Source organism: Lysobacter sp. M2-1, assembly GCF_022662495.1.
Taxonomy (GTDB): Bacteria; Pseudomonadota; Gammaproteobacteria; order Xanthomonadales; family Xanthomonadaceae; genus JAKPBU01.
Window position 1 is genome coordinate 775938 of record NZ_JAKPBU010000001.1, and the last position, 18697, is coordinate 794634.

At 68.5% G+C, this 18697-nt stretch carries 16 protein-coding genes and 1 pseudogene; 9 read left to right on the forward strand and 8 right to left on the reverse strand.

Translation table 11 applies throughout. From position 1 onward, the window contains the following. The first annotated feature begins 54 nt into the window (after positions 1 to 54). Genes MC375_RS03415 through MC375_RS03425 form a run of 3 tightly spaced genes read left to right on the forward strand, consistent with a single transcriptional unit; the run spans position 55 to position 1948 of the window. Positions 55 to 585: a GNAT family N-acetyltransferase gene (locus MC375_RS03415; RefSeq protein ID WP_242101902.1), complete on the forward strand. Its 531-nt coding sequence runs from the start codon at positions 55 to 57 to the stop codon at positions 583 to 585. Beyond that, the gene (gene pyrE / locus MC375_RS03420) at positions 582 to 1268 is read left to right on the forward strand and encodes an orotate phosphoribosyltransferase (RefSeq protein ID WP_242101903.1); all 687 of its coding nucleotides are present in this window, start codon (positions 582 to 584) and stop codon (positions 1266 to 1268) included. The genes MC375_RS03415 and pyrE overlap by 4 nt, the downstream gene beginning before the upstream one ends. Next, positions 1265 to 1948, forward strand: a complete 684-nt coding sequence (locus tag MC375_RS03425; RefSeq protein ID WP_242101904.1) for a hypothetical protein — start codon at positions 1265 to 1267, stop codon at positions 1946 to 1948. The genes pyrE and MC375_RS03425 overlap by 4 nt, the downstream gene beginning before the upstream one ends. A 55-nt stretch (positions 1949 to 2003) precedes the next feature. On the opposite strand, the gene MC375_RS03430 is transcribed toward MC375_RS03425, so the two are convergent. The 3 genes and pseudogenes from MC375_RS03430 to coaBC all read right to left on the reverse strand — a co-directional run bounded on the left by MC375_RS03430 (position 2004) and on the right by coaBC (position 6095). Further along, on the reverse strand, positions 2004 to 4337 hold the full coding sequence (locus MC375_RS03430; RefSeq protein WP_242101905.1) for a phosphomannomutase/phosphoglucomutase: 2334 nt from the start codon (positions 4335 to 4337) through the stop codon (positions 2004 to 2006). 27 nt (positions 4338 to 4364) lie between these two features. Further along, positions 4365 to 4829: a dUTP diphosphatase gene (dut, locus tag MC375_RS03435; RefSeq protein WP_242102943.1), complete on the reverse strand. Its 465-nt coding sequence runs from the start codon at positions 4827 to 4829 to the stop codon at positions 4365 to 4367. Positions 4830 to 4831: 2 nt separating this feature from the next. Further along, positions 4832 to 6095 (reverse strand): annotated as a pseudogene (gene coaBC, locus MC375_RS03440) (bifunctional phosphopantothenoylcysteine decarboxylase/phosphopantothenate--cysteine ligase CoaBC). Between the two features lie 198 nt (positions 6096 to 6293). Between coaBC and radC the strand changes: the two are divergent. The 5 genes from radC (at position 6294) to MC375_RS03465 (ending at position 10936) form a co-directional block, all read left to right on the forward strand. Further along, positions 6294 to 6968, forward strand: a complete 675-nt coding sequence (gene radC, locus MC375_RS03445; RefSeq protein WP_242101906.1) for a DNA repair protein RadC — start codon at positions 6294 to 6296, stop codon at positions 6966 to 6968. A 117-nt stretch (positions 6969 to 7085) separates the two neighbouring features. Next, positions 7086 to 8789, forward strand: coding sequence for an arginine--tRNA ligase (gene argS, locus MC375_RS03450; protein WP_242101907.1), 1704 nt, complete (start codon positions 7086 to 7088; stop codon positions 8787 to 8789). Further along, the gene (locus tag MC375_RS03455; protein WP_242101908.1) at positions 8790 to 9566 is read left to right on the forward strand and encodes an SPOR domain-containing protein; all 777 of its coding nucleotides are present in this window, start codon (positions 8790 to 8792) and stop codon (positions 9564 to 9566) included. Between the two features lie 135 nt (positions 9567 to 9701). Next, positions 9702 to 10079, forward strand: a complete 378-nt coding sequence (locus tag MC375_RS03460) for a hypothetical protein (RefSeq protein ID WP_242101909.1) — start codon at positions 9702 to 9704, stop codon at positions 10077 to 10079. Between the two features lie 107 nt (positions 10080 to 10186). Continuing rightward, entirely contained in the window at positions 10187 to 10936 is a 750-nt protein-coding gene (locus tag MC375_RS03465; protein WP_242101910.1) for an SDR family NAD(P)-dependent oxidoreductase, read from the forward strand. Positions 10937 to 11062: 126 nt separating this feature from the next. Here MC375_RS03465 and MC375_RS03470 read toward each other — a convergent pair whose 3' ends face one another. The 5 genes from MC375_RS03470 to speA form a co-directional block, all read right to left on the reverse strand. Next, on the reverse strand, positions 11063 to 11242 hold the full coding sequence (locus MC375_RS03470; RefSeq protein ID WP_242101911.1) for a hypothetical protein: 180 nt from the start codon (positions 11240 to 11242) through the stop codon (positions 11063 to 11065). After that, positions 11239 to 12378, reverse strand: coding sequence for a PepSY-associated TM helix domain-containing protein (locus MC375_RS03475; RefSeq protein WP_242101912.1), 1140 nt, complete (start codon positions 12376 to 12378; stop codon positions 11239 to 11241). The genes MC375_RS03470 and MC375_RS03475 overlap by 4 nt, the downstream gene beginning before the upstream one ends. 22 nt (positions 12379 to 12400) lie before the next feature. Continuing rightward, a complete protein-coding gene (locus tag MC375_RS03480; RefSeq protein ID WP_242101913.1) occupies positions 12401 to 14512 on the reverse strand; it encodes a TonB-dependent siderophore receptor in 2112 nt (703 codons plus the stop codon). A gap of 104 nt (positions 14513 to 14616) precedes the next feature. Next, positions 14617 to 15729, reverse strand: coding sequence for an acyltransferase (locus MC375_RS03485; RefSeq protein WP_242101914.1), 1113 nt, complete (start codon positions 15727 to 15729; stop codon positions 14617 to 14619). Between the two features lie 56 nt (positions 15730 to 15785). Then, positions 15786 to 17675 carry an arginine decarboxylase gene (gene speA, locus MC375_RS03490; RefSeq protein WP_242101915.1) on the reverse strand — a complete coding sequence of 630 codons (1890 nt, stop codon included), beginning with the start codon at positions 17673 to 17675 and terminating at the stop codon, positions 15786 to 15788. Between the two features lie 161 nt (positions 17676 to 17836). Here speA and speE point away from each other — a divergent pair, with 161 nt between their 5' ends. Beyond that, positions 17837 to 18694 (forward strand): polyamine aminopropyltransferase, encoded by an 858-nt coding sequence (speE, locus tag MC375_RS03495; protein ID WP_242101916.1) that lies wholly within the window; start codon positions 17837 to 17839, stop codon positions 18692 to 18694. Positions 18695 to 18697 lie beyond the last annotated feature (3 nt).

Below are 18697 nucleotides of genomic sequence, written 5' to 3' on the forward strand. Positions count from 1 at the left end.
GACTGATACCGGGGCATGCACACGGCCTCACCGCCATCGGACTATGATCCGCGGATGCCACGATCGCCCGCTCCCGCCGTGGTCAGCGTCCAGCAGGTGACGCCCGAGATTGCCGCGGCGGTACGCGCGCTGCGCGCCGACCCGGCGCAATACGCCTTCGTCGGCGACGTGGCCAGCAACCTGATCGATACCGAGGCCGATCCCGACAGCGAGGCGATGGCCGTGCTCGCGGACGGCAAGGTGGTCGGTTTCTACCGCCTCGACCTGCGACCCGGCGCGGTGGCCGGCTGCGATTACGGCAATGCCTGCGCGGCGCTGCGCAGCCTGCTGATCGACCGCAGCTGGCAGGGTCGCGGGCTGGGCACGCGCGCGCTGAACGCCTGCTACGAGGATCTGGAGCGCAGGCACCCACGGGTGCGCCTGCTGGCGTTGACGGTGCACTGCGACAATCACATCGCCCTCCAGGCCTATCGCAATGCCGGCTTCATCGACAGCGGCCGCATGTATTTCGGCGAGCGGTCCGGCCCGCAGCATGTGCTGCTGCGCACGCTCGGCTCGGACGACGTGGGAAAATCGGCGGCATGACCGACCATCGCCGGCGTTTCCTCCAGCTCGCCCTGCGCGCCGATGCGCTGCGCTTCGGCGAGTTCACCCTCAAATCGGGGCGCACGAGTCCTTACTTTTTCAATGCCGGCCGCTTCGACTCGGGCGCGGTACTGGCGGATCTGGCCGGTTGCTACGCCGATGCATTGGAAGCGGCGCGGCTGGCCGGTTCCCTCGGGGATTTCGACCTGTTCTTCGGCCCCGCCTACAAGGGCATCCCGCTGGCCACTGCGCTGGCCTGCGAGTACGCGCGCCGCGGCCGCGACCTGCCGCTGGCCTTCAACCGCAAGGAGGCCAAGGCGCACGGCGAGGGCGGCACCCTGATCGGCGCGCCACTGGCCGGACGCCGCGTGCTGGTCGTCGACGACGTGATCACCGCCGGCACCGCCATCCGTGAGGCGCTGGAGATCATCCGGCAGGGGGGCGGCACGCCGGCCGGCATCGTGATCGCGCTCGACCGCCAGGAGCGGGTGAGCGACACCGACCCCCGCTCGGCGGCGCAGGCGGTCGCGCAGGATCAGAACATACCTGTGATCGCGGTCGCAGGGCTGGACGACCTGCTGGCGTTCGTCGGCGAAAGCGACACGCTGGCCGCCGAACGCGACCGCCTGCAGGCGTACCGCGTACGCTATGGCAGCACCACACCGGCCGGGGGGACCGGATGAAGACACAGCTCACTCTGGGAGGGGCGGCGCTGTCGCTGGCGATCATGCTCGCCGCGACGCCGCAGGCGTTGGCGCAGAAAGGCGCCACGCCGCAGAAAAAACTCTATTGCTGGACCGACAACGGCAAGAAGGTCTGCGGCGATGCACTGCCGCCGGAGCAGGCTGCCCGTGCGCGCAAGGAGTTCAGCGCCCGCAGCGGGCGCACGCTGAACGAGGTCGACCGTGCGCTGACCGCCGAAGAACGCGCCGCTGCGGCCGCCGCCGCCAGCCAGGCACAGCTCGCTGCCGATGCGCAGGCCGCGCGCGTGCGCCGCGACCTGGCGATGGTGGAGTCCTACGCCACCGAGGCCGACCTGCAGCGCGCGTTCAACGAACGCATCGTGCTGGTGGAGGAATCGATCAAGACCTCCACCCTGGGCCAGGCCAATCTGCGTCATGGCCTGGTCACACTGCTCGGGCAGGCGGCGAACCTGGAACTCGGCGGCAAGCCGGTGCCCAAGCCGCTACACGACAACATCCTCAAGCAGCATGCCGATCTCAACCGGCAATCGCAGGTCCTGCGCGATCAGCGCGCCGACCGCGCGATGCTCGACGGCGATCTCGCATCGGCGCTGCAGCGTTACCGCGACCTGAAGACCCCCCCGGGAGAAGCAACCCCGGACGCCGCGAGCAGCGACTAGACCGGACGCAGCAGGGCGCGTCCGCCGCGGCCGGCTACCGCGAGGCCGAGGGCCGTCAGAACGGGATCGGCAAGTCCGGCTGGAACCCGAGCAGCTGCTCGCGGAACACGTTCTGGATGCGCTGCAGGGCGTCCTCGTTGTCGGCATCGAAACGCAGCACCAGCACCGGCGTGGTGTTGGATGCGCGAATCAGGCCCCAGCCGTCCGGCCAATCGACGCGCACGCCATCGATCGTCGATATCCGTCCGCCTTCGAAGCTGGCGCGACTGCGGAAACCCTCGACGAAGGCGTGCGGATCGCCATCGGGGGCATCGATCTTGATCTCCGGTGTGGACACGCCGCCCGGCAGCGCGCCGAGCACCTCGCTGGGAGACTCCTCGCGCCCGGCCAGGATTTCGAGCAGGCGCGCCGCCGAATAGATGCCGTCGTCGAAGCCGAACCAGCGCTCGGCGAAAAAGAAATGCCCGCTCATCTCGCCGGCCAGCTCCGCACCGGTTTCGCGCATCTTGGCCTTGATCAGCGAATGCCCCGTCTTCCACATCAACGGGCTGCCGCCATGGCGCAGCACGTGCCCGGAGAGCTGTCCGGTGCACTTCACGTCGTACAGGATCACCGCGCCGGGATTGCGCTCGAGCACGTCGGCCGCGAACAGCATCAGCAGGCGGTCGGGGAAGATGTTCACGCCTTCGCGCGTCACCACGCCCAGGCGGTCCCCGTCGCCGTCGAAGGCCAGGCCGAGGTCTGCGCCTTCGCGCTGCACCGTAGCGATGAGGTCCTCGAGGTTGTGCGGCTCGCTGGGGTCGGGATGGTGGTTGGGGAAGGTACCGTCCACCTCGCAGTACAGCGGCACCACGTCCGCACCGATCGCGCGGAGCACGCGCGGGCCGAGTTCGCCGGCCACGCCGTTGCCGGCATCGACCACCACCTTCAACGGGCGCTGCAGCTGCACGTCGTGGGCGATGCGCTCCAGGTAATCGTCGTCGATCCGGCGCTGCGACACGCTGCCCGGCTCGGCCGCGTTGTGCAGGCGACCGCCGGCGATCCGGTCGTACAGGTCGGTGATCGCATCGCCCGACAGTGTGTCGCCGCCGACCACGATCTTGAACCCGTTGTAGTCGGGCGGATTGTGGCTGCCGGTGACCGCGATGCAACAGCCGGTGCGCAGGAAAAAGCTGCCGAAGTACACCAACGGGGTCGGCGCCAGGCCGATGTCGATCACGTTGCGCCCGGCCTTGCGCAGGCCTGCGATCAACCCGGCGACCATGTCGGGACCCGATAGGCGGCCGTCGCGGCCGACCACGATGTCGGGCAGGTCCCTGTCGCGCATGAGCGAACCCACCGCCTGGCCGATGTGCTCGGCCACGCCGGCGTCCAGGCTCTGACCGATCACCCCGCGGATGTCGTAGGCGCGAAAGATGCCGGGATCGATCGATACGGCGGCGGGCTTGCTGTCTTCCACTGTTGTCGACTCCTTGGAAACGATCGGAACAGGCGCTGCTGCATCAGACGTCGGCGCCGGCGCCTGCTGCAGCGCCTGCACCAGGGTCGGCTCGGTGTGGGCGGCTGCTTCCGGCGTGCGCCGCGGGCCACGTTTCCACCCGACCAGCGCCAGCAGGGCCATGACTGCCAGCACGCCTGCACCCACCAGGGCGGACATCGCACCCATGCCGAATGCGGCACCCGGGGTCGCGGGGGCGCCCGCGGACACCCGCAGCTCGGTTCCCGGGATCGCCGTGGCCAGCGCCTCGGCGGCACCGGCCAGTGCCCGGTCGCCGCGTTCCACCACGCTGAAGTCGCCCTGTCGCAGCGCCAGGTAGCCGTCGCTGCCGACATCGACCGTTTCGAACGCACGCGCTACACGCGTGGCGGGCAGATGCACGATCGCGACCGCATCCGGCCGTCCCGGGGCGCTCGCCGGTGCCGCCACCAGCAAGCGCGCGCCGCCAGCCTCCTTGGCCATGCGCGCGACCGGCGCATCCGCCGCCAGCGCCGCCTCGGCCACGGCAATCCGGCCGAATCCGGATTTGGGCAGCTGCGCGTAGGCCTCATCCAGCCCGGCAGGCAGCACGTCGACCTGTCCGGCGTCGGGCCAATCGCGCCGGATCGCCGCGGCGGCACCGGCCAGGTCGCCGGCGGCGAGGGCCGACCGGGTGGCGGGGGCGGCCAGCTGACGAGCCAGCCGGTCGGTTTCGGCCTTCAACGCGCGTGCGGTGTCCTGGACCATCTGGTCGCGCGCAGCCTGCACCTGCTGCCGCGCCTGCTCCCCTTGCCACTGGCGCCAGCCGCTCCAGGCCATCCACAGTGCCAGCAGACCCAGGACCGCCGCCGCGATCGGCAGCGCGGGCCGCAGCTGGGCAGCGGAGAGTTGCCGCGTCGGTGTCTGACTCATGTCATGGGTGTCCGTGCACTGCGGGATTCAGCGCAGCCCGGTATGGCCGAAACCGCCGGCTCCGCGCGCGCTGTCTGCGAAAGTATCCACCACCTGCAATGCGGCCCGCACGATCGGCAGCACCACCAGCTGCGCGATCCGGTCGCCGGGCGCGACGGTGAACGGCTCGCGCCCGCGGTTCCAGGTGCTGATCAGCAAGGGGCCCTGGTAGTCGGCATCGATCAGCCCGGTGCCGTTGCCCAGCACGATCCCGTGCTTATGCCCCAGCCCGGAGCGCGGCAGGATCACCGCGCACAGCTGCGGATCGGCCAGGTGGATCGCCAGCCCCGATGGAATCAGGGCTGCGTCACCCGGCATCAGGGTGAGGGGCTCGTCCAGCGCGGCACGCAGGTCCAGGCCGGCGCTGGCCTGGGTGGCGTAGGCAGGCAGCGGCCATTCACCGCCAAAGCGGGAATCGAGCAGCTTCACTTCCAGGGTGTGGTGGTGGGCCAGATTCACGTTTGGTCCGTTCGAGGGGAAGCCAGGGGCGTCATTGCGGCCAGCCGCTCGCCGATCAGGTCTAGCAGGGCATCGGCCAGGACCTGCTTGCTGGCCGGGCCGAGCGCACGTTCGCCCCCTGGCCAGAACAGCTGCAGCGCGTTGTCGTCGCTCTCGAAGCCCGAGCCCTCCACCCCCACCCGGTTGGCGGCGATCAGGTCGACGCGCTTGCGTTCGAGCTTGCCGCGCGCGTAGCGCTCGACCTCATCGGTCTCGGCGGCGAAGCCCAGCACCAGGCGCGGCCGCTGCGGATGCGCCGCCACGTCGGCCAGGATGTCGCGGGTGCGGACCAGTTGCAGGGTCAATCCCTCCTCGCCGGGCTGCTTCTTGATCTTGCTGCCGGCGAAGCTGCGCGGGGTGAAGTCGGCTACCGCCGCTGCGCCGATGTAGACATCGGCAGGCAACGCGGACAGCACGGCTGCGTGCATCTGCGCGGCGCTGCGCACGTCGGTGCGTTGCACGTCGCGCGGTGTGGGCTGATGCACTGGGCCAGCGATCAGCCGCACCTGCGCGCCGCGCTGCGCGGCGGCGGCGGCGATGGCGAAACCCATCTTGCCGCTGCTGCGGTTGCCGATGAACCGCACCGGGTCGATGTCCTCGTACGTGGGCCCCGCGCTGACGACGATGCGCAGCCCGGCCAGCGACGTGCTCATGCGCAGCTTCCCTGGCGCTGCGAACCCTTCATCCGGCATCCAGGGCAGCCACGATCTCGGCGGGCTCGGCCATGCGCCCGGGACCGGACTCGCCTTCGGCCAGCGGACCGTCGTTCGGACCGACGCTGCGCACCCCGTGTGCGTGCAGGGTCTGCAGGTTGGCCTGGGTCGCCGGATGCCGCCACATGCGGTGGTTCATCGCCGGCGCGATCAGGATCGGCGCCTCCGTGGCCAGGCACAGGGTGCTGACCAGATCGTCGGCGAAGCCGTGCGCCAGCTTCGCCAGCATGTTGGCCGTTGCCGGCGCGACGACTACCTTCTCCGCCCAGCGCGCGAGTTCCAGATGGCCCATAGCCGCTTCGGCCTGCGCGTCCCATAAGGACGAGCGCACCGGATGACCCGACAGCGCCTGGAAGGTCTGCGCGCCGACGAAGCGCTGCGCGTTCTCGGTCATGGCGACCTGCACCTGTGCGCCGGCCTCGCGCAGCCGGCGCACCAGATCGGCCGCCTTGTAGGCGGCGATGCCGCCGCACACGCACAGCAGCACGCGCTGTCCACGGATCGTCATGACGCGCTCGGAAAATTCCTAGTCACGAATCGGAACTAGCTTACCCGATGACCGGACTTCGCCCGATCGTGCGAGCCGGCGGCACTGGCTAAGGTATCGACAGGCACGGCGCTGCGGGAATGCAACTTGCACTCACAGCAATCTCCGGCTTCCCGCGGCGTCGCGCCCCCACTTTCCAACCCCAGGCTGACCGCCACCATGCATATCCGCGACTGGCCCTGCGGCGAACGCCCGCGCGAAAAACTGCTCGCGCGCGGCGCCGGTACGCTCTCGGACGCGGAACTGCTGGCGATCTTCCTGGGCTCGGGCCTGCGCGGCGAGGACGCCGTCGCCACCGCACGCGGCCTGCTGTCCAGCCACGGGCCTCTACGTAGCCTGCTCGAACGCAGCCCGGACGAGCTCATCGGGCTACCCGGCCTCGGTCCGGCCCGTGCCTGCCGGCTGTCGGCGGCGCTGGAGCTGTGCAGCCGCTATCTGGCCGCCGGCCTGGAGCGCGGGGAAGCGCTCTCCGACCCGGCCGCCGCCGGGCGCTACTTCGCCCAGCGCCTGCGCGGCCATCCGCAGGAAGTCTTCGCGGCGCTGTTCCTGGACAGCCGCCATCGCGCGCTCGCATTCGAGGAGCTGTTCACCGGCACCATCGACGGTGCCGAGGTGCATCCGCGCGAAGTGGTGCGACGCGCCCTGGCCCACAACGCCGCGGCAGTGATCGTGGGCCATAACCATCCCAGCGGCAGCGCCGAACCCAGCGCCGCCGACCGCGCGGTCACCGCACGACTCAAGCAATCCCTGGCGCTGGTGGATGTACGCCTGCTCGACCACTTCGTGATCGGCGACGGTACGCCGGTGTCGATGGCGGGTCGGGGTTGGCTATGAGCAGGCAGCGGCCATAGCGGCAGTGCAGCACCAACCTGCGGCAACGCGCATGACGGCAAGCAGTGCCTGCTGCCGCCACGTACAATGCGCAATCAGCCGAAAACCCTTGCTTCCCCAGTGAAACCCCAACTCCGCGCCCTGCTGGAGCAGGCCGTCGCTGCCTTGCAGGCCAACGGCACGCTGCCGGCCGACATCGACGTGCCCGACTTCATCGTTGAACGGCCGAAGGATCGCAGCCACGGCGATTTCTCGACCAATGCGGCGATGTTGCTGGTCAAGCATGCCGCACGTGACGGCGCAAAGCCCAATCCCCGCGTGCTGGCGCAGGCCCTGATCGACGCGCTGCCGGCGAGCGAGGATGTCGCGAAGGTCGAGATCGCCGGCCCCGGCTTTCTCAACTTCCGCATGGCGCCGCAGGCCTGGCAGGAACAGCTGCACGAGATCTGCGTGCGCGGCTGCGCCTATGGGCGCAACGAGTCCGGGCAGGGCCGGCGCGCGGGCGTCGAGTACGTGTCGGCCAATCCCACCGGCCCCCTGCATGTCGGCCACGGCCGCGCGGCGGTGATCGGCGACTGCATCGCGCGCGTGCTCGCCGCCAACGGCTGGGAGGTGGTGCGCGAGTTCTACTACAACGATGCCGGCGTGCAGATCGAGAACCTCGCGCGTTCGGTCCAGGCGCGCGCGCGCGGCGCGAAACCCGGAGATGCGGACTGGCCGGCAGATGCCTACAACGGCGACTACATCGCCGAGGTCGCCACCGCCTACCTGCGCGGCGACAGCGTCGACATTGAGGGTCATGTCGTCACCGGCAAGCACGACGCCGACGACTTCGATGCCATCCGCAGGTTCGCCGTGGCCTGGCTGCGCCGCGAGCAGAATGCCGACCTGGCCGCGTTCGGCGTGTCCTTCGACGTGTATTTCCTGGAATCCTCGCTCTACGCCGACGGCAAGGTGGAGGAAACCGTGCGCGAGCTCGTCGCCCACGGCCACACCTACGAGGAAGGCGGCGCGCTGTGGCTGCGCACCACCGACTTCGGCGACGACAAGGATCGGGTGATGCGCAAGTCGGATGGCACATACACCTATTTCGTGCCGGACATCGCCTACCACCGCAGCAAATGGCAGCGCGGCTACGAGCGCGCGATCACCGAACTGGGCGCCGATCACCACGGCTCACTGATGCGCGTGAAAGCCGGGCTGCAGGCGCTCGACGCCGGCATCCCGCCCGGCTACCCGGACTATGTGCTGCACCAGATGGTCACCGTGATGCGTGGCGGCGAGGAAGTGAAGCTCTCCAAGCGCGCCGGCAGCTACCTGACCCTGCGCGACCTGATCGAGGAAGCCGGCCGCGATGCGACCCGCTGGTTCCTGCTCGCACGCAAACCCGATTCGCAGCTCACCTTCGACATCGACCTGGCGCGCAGCCAATCGCTCGACAATCCCGTGTATTACGTCCAGCTCTCGCACGCGCGCATTTGCGGAGTGTTCCGCCAGCTGGCCGAGCGTGGGCTGTCCTTCGGCCGCGAGAATGGCCTGGCGCAGGCACTCGACCTGGACAACCGCGCCACCCGCGACCTGCTCACCGACCTGTCGCGCTGGCCCGAGGTCGTGGCCGCCGCGGGCGCGGATCTGGAACCGCACCTGATCACGGCCTATCTGCTGGAGCTGGCGCAGGACTTCCAGTCGTACTACAACGACCACCAGTTCCTCGTGGACGATGCCAACCTGCGCGATGCGCGCCTGGTCCTCGCGTCGGCCACACGCCAGGTACTGAAGAATGGACTGGAACTGATTGGCGTCGAAGCGCCGGAGGCGATGTAAGTGGCAGCAAGACGGGGCAGATCCCAGGCGCGGCGCAACACCGGCAGCGGCAGCGGCTCGCTGCCCGGCTGGGCATGGATGGTGCTGGGCATCGTGCTGACGGTGGGGGTGATCCTGGCCGCGCCGCGATTCCTCAAGGGCAATGGCGAGGATGGATTCTTCCGGCCGCGCGCCAACCCGGATGCGCAGCCGGTGGGCTCGGACGCAGCCGACGAGGCGGACGTCGCAGGCACCGGAACCGAAGACCCCCCGGGCAGCCCGGGCGCGAAGACCGATGCGCCCGAACAGCCCGATTACGATTTCTACGACCTGCTACCGGGCGAGGAAGTCGCCATGACCGACGCCCAGCTCGCGGCCGCGGCGCGGGAGGAGCAGGAGCGCGCGCAGCGGGAGCAACAGCGCCTCGCGCAGCAACAAGCCGCTGCGGCGCAGCCCCCGGGCAACGCGCCCCAGCCACAGCCGCTGGCCGAATCGCAGGCCCCGGCCACAGCGGTCGCCGCCGCTGGAGCAACCACCCCAGCTGCGGCCGTCGCCACGGGCACCGACACGCCCTACGTGCTGCAGGCCGGGGCCTTCGGCGCCTCGGGCGATGCGGAGGCAGTGAAAGCCAAGATCGCCCTGCTCGGGCTCAATGCCCGGGTCGAATCGGCGCAGATCAACGGCAAGACCGTCTACCGCGTACGCATGGGCCCCTACGGCACTGCGTCCGAGCTGGCCAGCGCCAAGGGCAAGCTCGCCAGTGGCGGCCTGCCGGCGCTGGCGATCAAGGCGAAGTAGTCGAGCGGGAGCCGGATGCGGGCACGCCTCCACCGGCGGGCCTGCGCGCTCCCGAGCCGATGCCGGAACGCCTCCCGTCGCTGCCTGTGAGAAGCCGATCCCGCACACTGTCTTCCCTGTAGAGGAAGCACCGCCATGGCCATCGAAGCCGCCCTGATCAAGCCTGTCGTCGATGCGCTGATGGCGCTGTTCCGCCAGAGCAACGACGTCAAGCTCAAGCGCAACGCGGAAGCCGCGGTACGCGAGGCGATCCGTGAGCTGCTGCTGGCCAATCCCGACGAGAACAAGGCCGAGGCGCGGATCGCGATCGCCAAGGCCGCCGGGATCCTGTCCGAGGACATCGTCCTGGCCGAGGACATGCTGGAAAAGCATCGGGCATCGAAGTCGCGCACCGCGGGCAAATCGTCCACCGGCCGCAAGCGCAAGGCCGCTGCGTCCGCGGCGGCGGAGAAGCCGGCAAAGAAGGCCGGCAAGGGCTCAGCGGCAGCGAAACCGCCCGCGAAGAAGTCCTGATCTCCAGCGCGACATTCTTCATCCGGTTGTAGCGGCCGCGATCGGGAAGTGCGGCCGGATCGCGCGAATTGCTACGCTTGCCCGCCGTCCACAGCGCATCGCCTGTCATGCCCAAGACCGCCCTGATCACCGGCGCCACGTCCGGCTTCGGCCGTGCCACCGCACAGCGGTTCGCCGCGCAAGGGTGGACCGTCATCGCCACCGGACGTCGCGCCGAGCGGCTGCAGACCCTGCGGGACTCGCTCGGCGAGCGCGTGCACACGCTGGCGTTCGACATCCGCGACGCCGATGCCATGCAGGCGGCGCTCGCCACCCTTCCCGAAGCGCTCCAGGGTATCGACCTGCTGGTCAACAACGCAGGCCTTGCCCTGGGCACCGCGCCGGCGCAAAGCGCCGACCTGGGCCAATGGCGGCAGATGATCGACACCAATATCACCGCCCTGGTCGCGCTGACCCACGCCCTGCTCCCGGGCCTGATCGAACGCCGCGGTGCGATCGTCAACATCAGTTCGATCGCCGCGACCTACCCCTACACCGGCGGCAACGTCTACGGCGGCACCAAGGCGTTCGTGAGCCAGTTCTCGCTCGGCCTGCGCAGCGACCTGCACGGCACCGGCGTGCGCGTGACATCCATCGAACCGGGTCTGGCCGAAACCGAATTCACCCTGGTCCGCACCAGCGGCAACCAGTCGGCTTCCGACCAGCTGTACGCAGGCGCGCAGCCGATCACCGACACCGACATCGCCGATGCGATCTGGTGGGTCGCCACCCTGCCGCCGCACCTCAACATCAACCGGCTGGAAGTGATGCCGGTAAGCCAGTCGTTTGCGGGATTCCAGATCCATCGCGGGCAATGACCCGCGACAGGAGCGGCGTGTGAAGCGGCCTGTGGGAGCGGCCTTGGCCGCGATTGCCCTTGATGCTGCTGCAACCGGCAAAGCCAAAGGCATTCGCGGCCAGGGCCGCTTCCACCGCACCGCGTCTCAGGTCCTGATCGCCTCGCGTCGCTTCCAGGCCCAGCCGATCGCCAGCAGCACCGACAACAGCCCGATCCAGCCCAGCGCATCGAACACGCCGTCCCCCACCAGCCCGACCACCAGCCCGATCAGCGACGCCAGCGCGATCAGCACCGGCAAGGTCCAGGTGGATTGCCGCAGGTTCATCGCGCCATCTCCATGCGCGCATCGATCCGCGCTTCGATCTGCGCGCGCGAGCCCCGTCGGACGAACAGCACCAGGCCGCTGACCAGCACCACGATCGCCACCAGATCGAGCAGCGCCCACAGGATTTTCAGCGGCAATCCGGCGTAATCGCCGAAGTGCAGCGGCTGCGAGAGCAGCAGCGCCTGCATCCACACCGGCTGGGTCACGCTGCCGGCGAGCTTTCCGGTGGTGGCATGGGCAAACACCGGCGTCACCAGCCGCGCCCTCAGCGGCGTGTCGCCGCGCAGGAATACGCCGTAATGCTGGCTGCCGCTGTATCCGGTGCCCGGAAAACCCACCCAGGAGGGAATCGCATCGGGATGGCGCGCATGCGCCGCTTCGATCGCCGCCTGCAGCGAAGCCGCAGGGCGCCGCGGCGCTGCGACTCCGGGCGGCTCCTGCAGCACCTGCGCCACGTGGCGCTGCTGCCACAGGCCCACCAGCGGCTGCTCCAGCGTGTTGATGACCCCGGTCAGACCCACCACCGAGAGCCAGGCCAGGGTGACGATGCCGGTGAGGTTGTGCCAGTCCAGCCACGCGAGCCGACGCTGGCCGCCACGCAGCACGCCGAACGGCAGCTTGCGCATGTAGGGCGCATACAGGACCACGCCCGAGACGACCGCCAGCACCAGCAGCAGGCCCATCAGACCCATGAACAGCAGTCCGGGCAGGCCCGCGTACAGGTCGGTGTGCAGGCGATAGAACACCCACATGATGCCTTCGTTGAACTGCGGCGCCGGGATCGCCGCGCCGGTCAGCGCGTCGAAGGTGGACACGTGCATCTCGTCGTTGCTCGCGTCCGGGCGCGGGCCGGTGGTGACGTAGGTGACGCGCGGCTCGTCCTCCTCCCAGCTCACGAACAGCGGCACGTCGCCGGGGCGCGCCCGCAGCGCGCGCGACACCAGCGTGTCCACGCTCACCGGCGTTGCGTTCGCGCTCGCGGCCGGCAGCTCGGGTTCGCCTCCGGTCAGGTGCGCGATCTCGTGCCAGAAGATCAACGGCAACCCGGTCACGCACAGCAGCAGCAGGAACAGCGTGCACACCAGGCTGCTCCAGCGATGCACCTGGAACCACGCGCGCAAGGTATTGCGTTTCATCCGATGCCTCCGTGATCCGGACCTAGTAGCGCAACCCGAACTCGGCCATGACCGTGCGCGGCATGCCCGTGAAGCAGTCGCCAAGCGCACGGCAGGGCGCGAACACCTGACGGTCGGCGACGTTGTTCACGTTCAAGCGCACGAAGTACGGCCCCTGCGCGTACTCGGCGCGCAGGTCGAACAGGGTGTAGTCGGGCGACTGGATGGTGACGTTCTCGCCATACGACGTGGTGCTGCCGACATGGCGCGCGCCCGCGCCCAGCGACAGCACGCCTGCGCCAAGGCCGATCCGCTTGTCGACCCACAGCGAAGCGAGCCGGCGCGGCACGTCGTTGAGCTGGCGCCCTTCCTCGTAGTCGAAGCTGCTCTCGAGCACCTCGACGTCGGTGAAGCTGGCCGCGCCGGTCACGGTCCAGCCGTCGCCGCCGCTGTACAGCGCCTCGATCTCGCCACCCTGCGAACGCACGCGCCCGGTCTGGATGGTGTTGCTGATGTTCTCCGGATCGTTGGTCAGGCGGTTCTGCTCTTCCATGCGGAAGGCGGCCACGGTCAGCGCGAATTGTCGCGAAGGCATCCACTTCACTCCGGCTTCGACCTGGTCGCCGCGCAGCGGTTCGAACGGGTCGCCGTAGAAGTCCACGCCCTGCACCGGGGTGAACGATTCGCTGTAGTTGGCGTACGGCGAGATTCCAGGCGCGATTTCGTACACCAGCCCGGTGCGCCAGGTGGTTTCGCTCAACCGCATTTCGGGCGCGCCTTCGGTTTCGACATTCACCTTGTCGTGGCGGCCACCGACCACCCAGGTCAACCGGTCGCCGAGGCGCATCTGGTCCTGCGCATAGACGCCGAGTTGGCGCGCGCGCTGGTCGGGCTCGTCGAAGTATTCCGGTTCGACGATGCCTGCCGAGACCGGATCGTCCAGGTCGATCGGCGTGATGTAGCCCCACGCGCTGCGGCTGCGCTGGCGGAAACGCGCATAGTCCACGCCGAACAGCAGCGCGTGCTCGACCGCGCCGGTCGCAAACACACCTTGCAGCCCGGCATCGGCCTGCTGGCTGCGCATCACCGGCGTGACCCCGTAGAACAGGCGGTTCACGGTTCTGCCCGGCGCGCCGGGCACGAACGGATCGAACGGATTGCTGAAGCTGTCGACATAGATCTGGGCGAAATCGGTGCGCGCATGGCTGTCGCGCGCCTTCACCGACAGCGACCAGCGTTCGGCGAAGTCATGTTCCAGCAGCAACGTATTGGTGTTCTGGCGCGCGTCGAGCCGGTCGTGGCGCGGATCGCCGATGCGCAGGCGCACGTCGTCGAGCTTTTCGCCGCGCAGCCCCTTCACCGCCGCGTACGGCAGGAACTGCTGGGCCGAGGCGGAATCGTCGCGCTGGAACTGGCCCAGCCATGTGATGCGCGTGGCATCGCCGAGGAACCAGGTCAGCGAAGGTGCCACCAGCAGCCGGTTGTTCGGCAGGTCGTGGGTGGGCAGCTCGGCATCGCGCGCGACCGTGACCAGCCGCGCGGCCACGGTGTCGCTGGCATTCAGGGATCCGGTCATGTCCATGCGCACTTCGGCATGGTCGAAGCTGCCGAAGCGCACGGACATCTCCGCAGCGTCGCGCAGGCTCGGCCGCTTGCTCACCGCATTCACCAGGCCGCCGGTCGTGCCCTGCCCGTACAGCACCGAGGCCGGCCCGCGCAGCACCTCTACCCGGTCGATCGCGTACACGTCCACCCGCGGCATCGGACTGTAGTTGTACAGCCGACGGAAGCCATCGAGAGTCTGCTGCGCATCCAGTCCACGCACGAAGAAGCCGTCGGCGCGCGGATCCAGGCCGTAGGGTTCGGCGGTGACGCCCGCGGTGTAACGCAATGCATCCTGCAGGGTGTCGGCGCCACGCGACCTGGCCAGTTCGCCCGAAACCACGCTCACCGCCTGTGGAATCTCGTCCAGTTCGGTATCGGTCTTGGTCGCGACCTGGGTCTTCTCCGCGACCACCGTGATCCGGTCGAGGTCGCGGGCCTGGCCTTCGACCGGCTCCTGCGCGGCGAGCGCCGGTGGCAGCAATGCAGCGAGCAGCAGCGAATGACGGACGTTGGACCTTGCGCCGAAACGCGAACGGGACGATCGGGACATGCGATGCGTGCACTCACTGGGCGCATCATGCTATTGCGATCAATTCCTATTTGCAAATCATTCTCATTGACCAGCCACTGTGGTCGGCGCGCTTGCGCGCTGGCTCAGGCCTGCTGGGGCACTCCGGCCGGACCGAGGTTGCGCCTGTGCCATCGTTCGCGCAGCCGCAGGAATGGCCGTTCCACCGCGTAGTGCAGCAGCGCGCCGCCGGCCAGCGCCGCCACGCCATAGGCCACGAACGCGAGCACGCCCTTGTCCTGCAACTGCGGGCCGTAGGCCGATTCGAGCAGGTGGTACATCTGCTTGTGCATCAGGTACAGGCTGTAGGACACCGCGGCCAGCCACGCAGCGCCCGGCACCCGCCAGCGCCCGATCAGGCTGCGGCGCTCGGCGCCTGCGAACACCAGCAGTGCCAGGCCCAGCGCCAGCACCGGCCAGCCGACGCTGTTGCCGAGCAGGCCGACACGGTCGCGGAACAGCCAGATCGCCAGGGCCAGCACTCCCAGTCCCAACACCAGCACGCCGTTCGCGTGCGCCTGACCCCGCTCCCACAATGCCGGTCGGAACTGGCGCAGCGCCGCCAGCGCCACGCCAGCCAGCAGACCGTCCAGCCGGCACCAGGTCGGGTAATAGAGTTCCTCGACGAACCAGTTGCGGTCCGGATCCGCTTCGGTGAAATGCAGCCAGATCGCGCTGCGCAGGAGAATGCCACCGAGCACCAGCAACACCCCCAGCGTCACGAACCGCCAGCCCGTCGGCTTGCGCATCAGCGCCCACGCCAGCAGCGGAAACAGCAGGTAGAAGTGTTCCTCCACGCACAGCGACCACGCATGCGAGAACGCGGCGTTGCGGCCGTAGTCGATCGACAGGTTCATGGTGAACGTGGCGAACTTCCACCATGGTTCCATCCCAGGCGCCTCGTGGAACCCGGGCCACAGCAGATAGATCGCCAGCACCGCCAAGAACGCCGGAAGGATGCGGAACGCACGGCGCAGATAGAAATCACCGAACGCCAGGCGTTCGCTGCGCGCCAGCGGTGCCAGCACCTGTCCACCGATCAGGAACCCGCTCAGCACGAAGAACAGGTCCACCCCCATCCAGCCGTAGCGCGACAGCCACGCCCAGTCCGGGCCGAGCCCGCCGACCAGGAAGGAATGGAACAGCATGACCCAGACGATGGCGATGGCGCGCAAAAGGTCCAGGCCGGGCATCCGCATGGCTACGTCCTTGTGCGCCGTGCGCGCGATCAGGAAATCGGGAAGGGTGGAACGGATTACGCGATCGGCGAATCGTCGAGATAGGTGTACGCGGTCAGGCCGTTCTCCAGCGCCTCGTTGAGCCGCTGCGCCTCGGCCTTGGTCAGATCGGCGGCGCCGACCTTGGCCCGGTAGATCCGGCGCAGGTCGTCGAGCTTGTAGCCCACGTAGTCGAGCATCACGTCGGTGGTGTCGCCGCGGCGCTGCTGGCTGATCGCATAGCCTTCGCCGTCCACCTTCACCTCGATCGCATCGGTGTCGCCGAACAGGTTGTGGATGTCGCCCAGGATCTCCTGGTAGGCGCCGACCAGGAAGAAACCGAGCCGGTAGCTCTCGCCCTTGCGCAGCGCATGCAGCGGCAGCGAGCTGTCCAGGTCCTCGTTCTCGACGTAGGTATCGATCTTGCCGTCGGAATCGCAGGTCAGGTCGGCGATGATCCCGCGGCGCTCGGGCTGCTCGCCCAGGCGATCGATCGGCACAATCGGGAACACTTGGTCGATCGCCCACACGTCCGGCATCGATTCGAACACGCTGAAGTTGACGAAGTACTTGTCCACCAGGCGTTCGTTGAGCTCGTCGAGCAGGTCGCGATGGCTCTTCTCGTCGTAGGTCAGCCGCGCGCGCACTGCATGGGCGATCGCGTAGAACAGATCGTCGATGCGCGCGCGGTGCACCAGGTCCAGCTGGCCCAGGGCGTACAGCGACAGGCCTTCGGCATGCGCCTGCGCGGCTTCATGGAACAGCTCCACCGCCGGACGCGCGTCGAGCTCGCCATGGATCTCGCGCAGATGGCGGATCGGCGTGGGCTCGTCGTCGTGCGCCGGTGGAACCCGCCCTTCCGGCGCCTCCTCCACTTCCGAGACGTTGGTGACCAGCACGGCGTGGTGCGCAGTCATCGCACGACCGCATTCGGTCACCAGCCGCGGCGGGGTGATGCCATTGGCCTCGCAGGCCTCGGCCAGCGGCTGGATGATGCTGTTCGCATACTGCTGCAAACCGTAGTTGATCGAACAGAAGCTGCGTGAGCGCGTGCCTTCGTAATCGATGCCCAGGCCGCCGCCGACGTCCATATGGGTAATGTTCGCGCCCAGCTTGGACAGTTCCACGAAGTAGCGCGTCGCCTCGCGCATGCCGTTGGCGATATCGCGCACGTTGGAGATCTGCGAACCCATGTGGAAGTGGAGCAGGCCCAGCGTGTCGCTCATGCCCGCATCGCGCAGCTGCTTCCACAGATCGAGCAACTGACGCGGACTGAGCCCGAACTTGGCCTTGTCGCCACCGCTGTTCTGCCACTTGCCGGCGCCCAGTGAGGCCAGGCGCATGCGCACGCCGAGCCCTGGGGTCACCCCCAGCGCCTTGGCCTCTTCCATCACCAGCGGCAGTTCCGAAGGCTTCTCGATCACGATGAAGGTCTGCATGCCGAGCTTGCGGCCGATCAGCGCAAGGCGGATGTATTCGCGGTCCTTGTAACCGTTGCACACGATCAGCCCGCCCGGCCGCGACAGTGCCAGCACCGCCATCAGTTCCGGCTTGCTGCCCGCTTCCAGGCCGAAGCCGTCGCCATGGTGCGAGGCCAGCGTGCCGGCGACGCCCGCGTGCTGGTTGACCTTGATCGGGTACACGGCAGTGTAGCCGCCCGGGTAATCCCATTCTGATTGCGCCTGGGCGAAGGCCGCCTGCAGCTTGCGCAGGCGATCGCCGAGGATGTCGGGAAAGCGCACCAGCACCGGCAGGTTGCCGCCCTGCGCCAGCGACGTGTCTACCGCGTCGGCCAGGATGATGGACGGCCCCTCCGCGCCCTTGGGCCGCACGACGATGCGGCCGGCCTCGTCCACGTCGAAATAGCCCTCGGCCCAGTGCGGGATCGAATAGGTCTTGCGGGCGTGGTCGATCGACCAGGCAGTCATGGGCGGATCCGGGGCGAACAGGTGGACATTGTAGAGCGTGCGATGCGTCGTCGCGGCCGGCGTTCATGCAACGGGTTCGCAACCGCGCTTCGCTACAATCCGCATCCCGCTCCGGCGCTGGCATTCATCGCACGCCCAGGCGCATCCTCACAGGCCGACCGATGACCGAACCACGCTGGCACTACGAACCCTTCGAACCCACCGGCTCGGCGATCGGTTTCCGCATCACCGGCAAGCTCGACCAGGTGCAATCCCCGTTCCAGAAGATCGAGATCTTCGGCTCTACCGACTGGGGCAACCTCATGCTGATCGACGGCGCGATGATGCTGACCGCGCGCGACAACTTCCTGTACCACGAGATGATCGCGCATCCGGCACTGTTCACCCACGCCGACCCGCAGCGCGTGGTGATCATCGGCGGCGGCGACTGCGGCACCCTGCGCGAGGTGCTCAAGCATCCGGGCGTGCGCGGCGCCACCCAGTGCGACATCGACGAGCAGGTCACGCGCATGGCGGAGAAATATTTTCCCGAGCTGTGCGAATCCAACGGCGACCCGCGCGCGGAACTGCTGTTCGACGATGGCATCGCCTACATGGCCAACTGCGAACCGGGCAGCGTGGACGTGGTGATCGTGGATTCCACCGACCCGGTCGGCCCCGCCGAGGGCCTGTTCAACGCCGCGTTCTTCGCCAGCTGTCATCGCGCGCTGAAGGACGACGGCATCCTGGTGCAGCAGTCCGAATCGCCATTGATGCAACTGGAACTGATCAAGGCCATGCGCGCGGAAATGGGCAAGGCTGGCTTCGCCAGTTTCCAGACCATCCCGTTTCCGCAGCCCTGCTACCCGACCGGGTGGTGGAGCTGCACGATGGCGAAGAAAGCCGCCGACGCGGGTTTCGGATTCCGCGAGGACGACTCGCGCAACAAGGTGTTCGAGACCAAGTACTACACCGCCGACATCCACAAGGGCGCGGCGTCGCCGATTCCGTTTATGGCGGCGGCGCTGAGCGGTTCTTGACCC

Excerpts from the sequence above, each read along its gene's own strand:
- MC375_RS03430 (WP_242101905.1), bottom strand. The coding sequence starts at position 4,337 with ATGAGTCAGACACCGACGCGGCAACTCTCCGCTGCCCAGCTGCGGCCC.
- MC375_RS03465 (WP_242101910.1), top strand. The coding sequence starts at position 10,187 with ATGCCCAAGACCGCCCTGATCACCGGCGCCACGTCCGGCTTCGGCCGT.
- MC375_RS03475 (WP_242101912.1), bottom strand. The coding sequence starts at position 12,378 with ATGAAACGCAATACCTTGCGCGCGTGGTTCCAGGTGCATCGCTGGAGC.
- MC375_RS03460 (WP_242101909.1), top strand. The coding sequence starts at position 9,702 with ATGGCCATCGAAGCCGCCCTGATCAAGCCTGTCGTCGATGCGCTGATG.
- MC375_RS03480 (WP_242101913.1), bottom strand. The coding sequence starts at position 14,512 with ATGTCCCGATCGTCCCGTTCGCGTTTCGGCGCAAGGTCCAACGTCCGT.
- speE (WP_242101916.1), top strand. The coding sequence starts at position 17,837 with ATGACCGAACCACGCTGGCACTACGAACCCTTCGAACCCACCGGCTCG.
- pyrE (WP_242101903.1), top strand. The coding sequence starts at position 582 with ATGACCGACCATCGCCGGCGTTTCCTCCAGCTCGCCCTGCGCGCCGAT.
- MC375_RS03470 (WP_242101911.1), bottom strand. The coding sequence starts at position 11,242 with ATGAACCTGCGGCAATCCACCTGGACCTTGCCGGTGCTGATCGCGCTG.
- MC375_RS03425 (WP_242101904.1), top strand. The coding sequence starts at position 1,265 with ATGAAGACACAGCTCACTCTGGGAGGGGCGGCGCTGTCGCTGGCGATC.
- radC (WP_242101906.1), top strand. The coding sequence starts at position 6,294 with ATGCATATCCGCGACTGGCCCTGCGGCGAACGCCCGCGCGAAAAACTG.
- MC375_RS03415 (WP_242101902.1), top strand. The coding sequence starts at position 55 with ATGCCACGATCGCCCGCTCCCGCCGTGGTCAGCGTCCAGCAGGTGACG.
- speA (WP_242101915.1), bottom strand. The coding sequence starts at position 17,675 with ATGACTGCCTGGTCGATCGACCACGCCCGCAAGACCTATTCGATCCCG.
- MC375_RS03485 (WP_242101914.1), bottom strand. The coding sequence starts at position 15,729 with ATGCGGATGCCCGGCCTGGACCTTTTGCGCGCCATCGCCATCGTCTGG.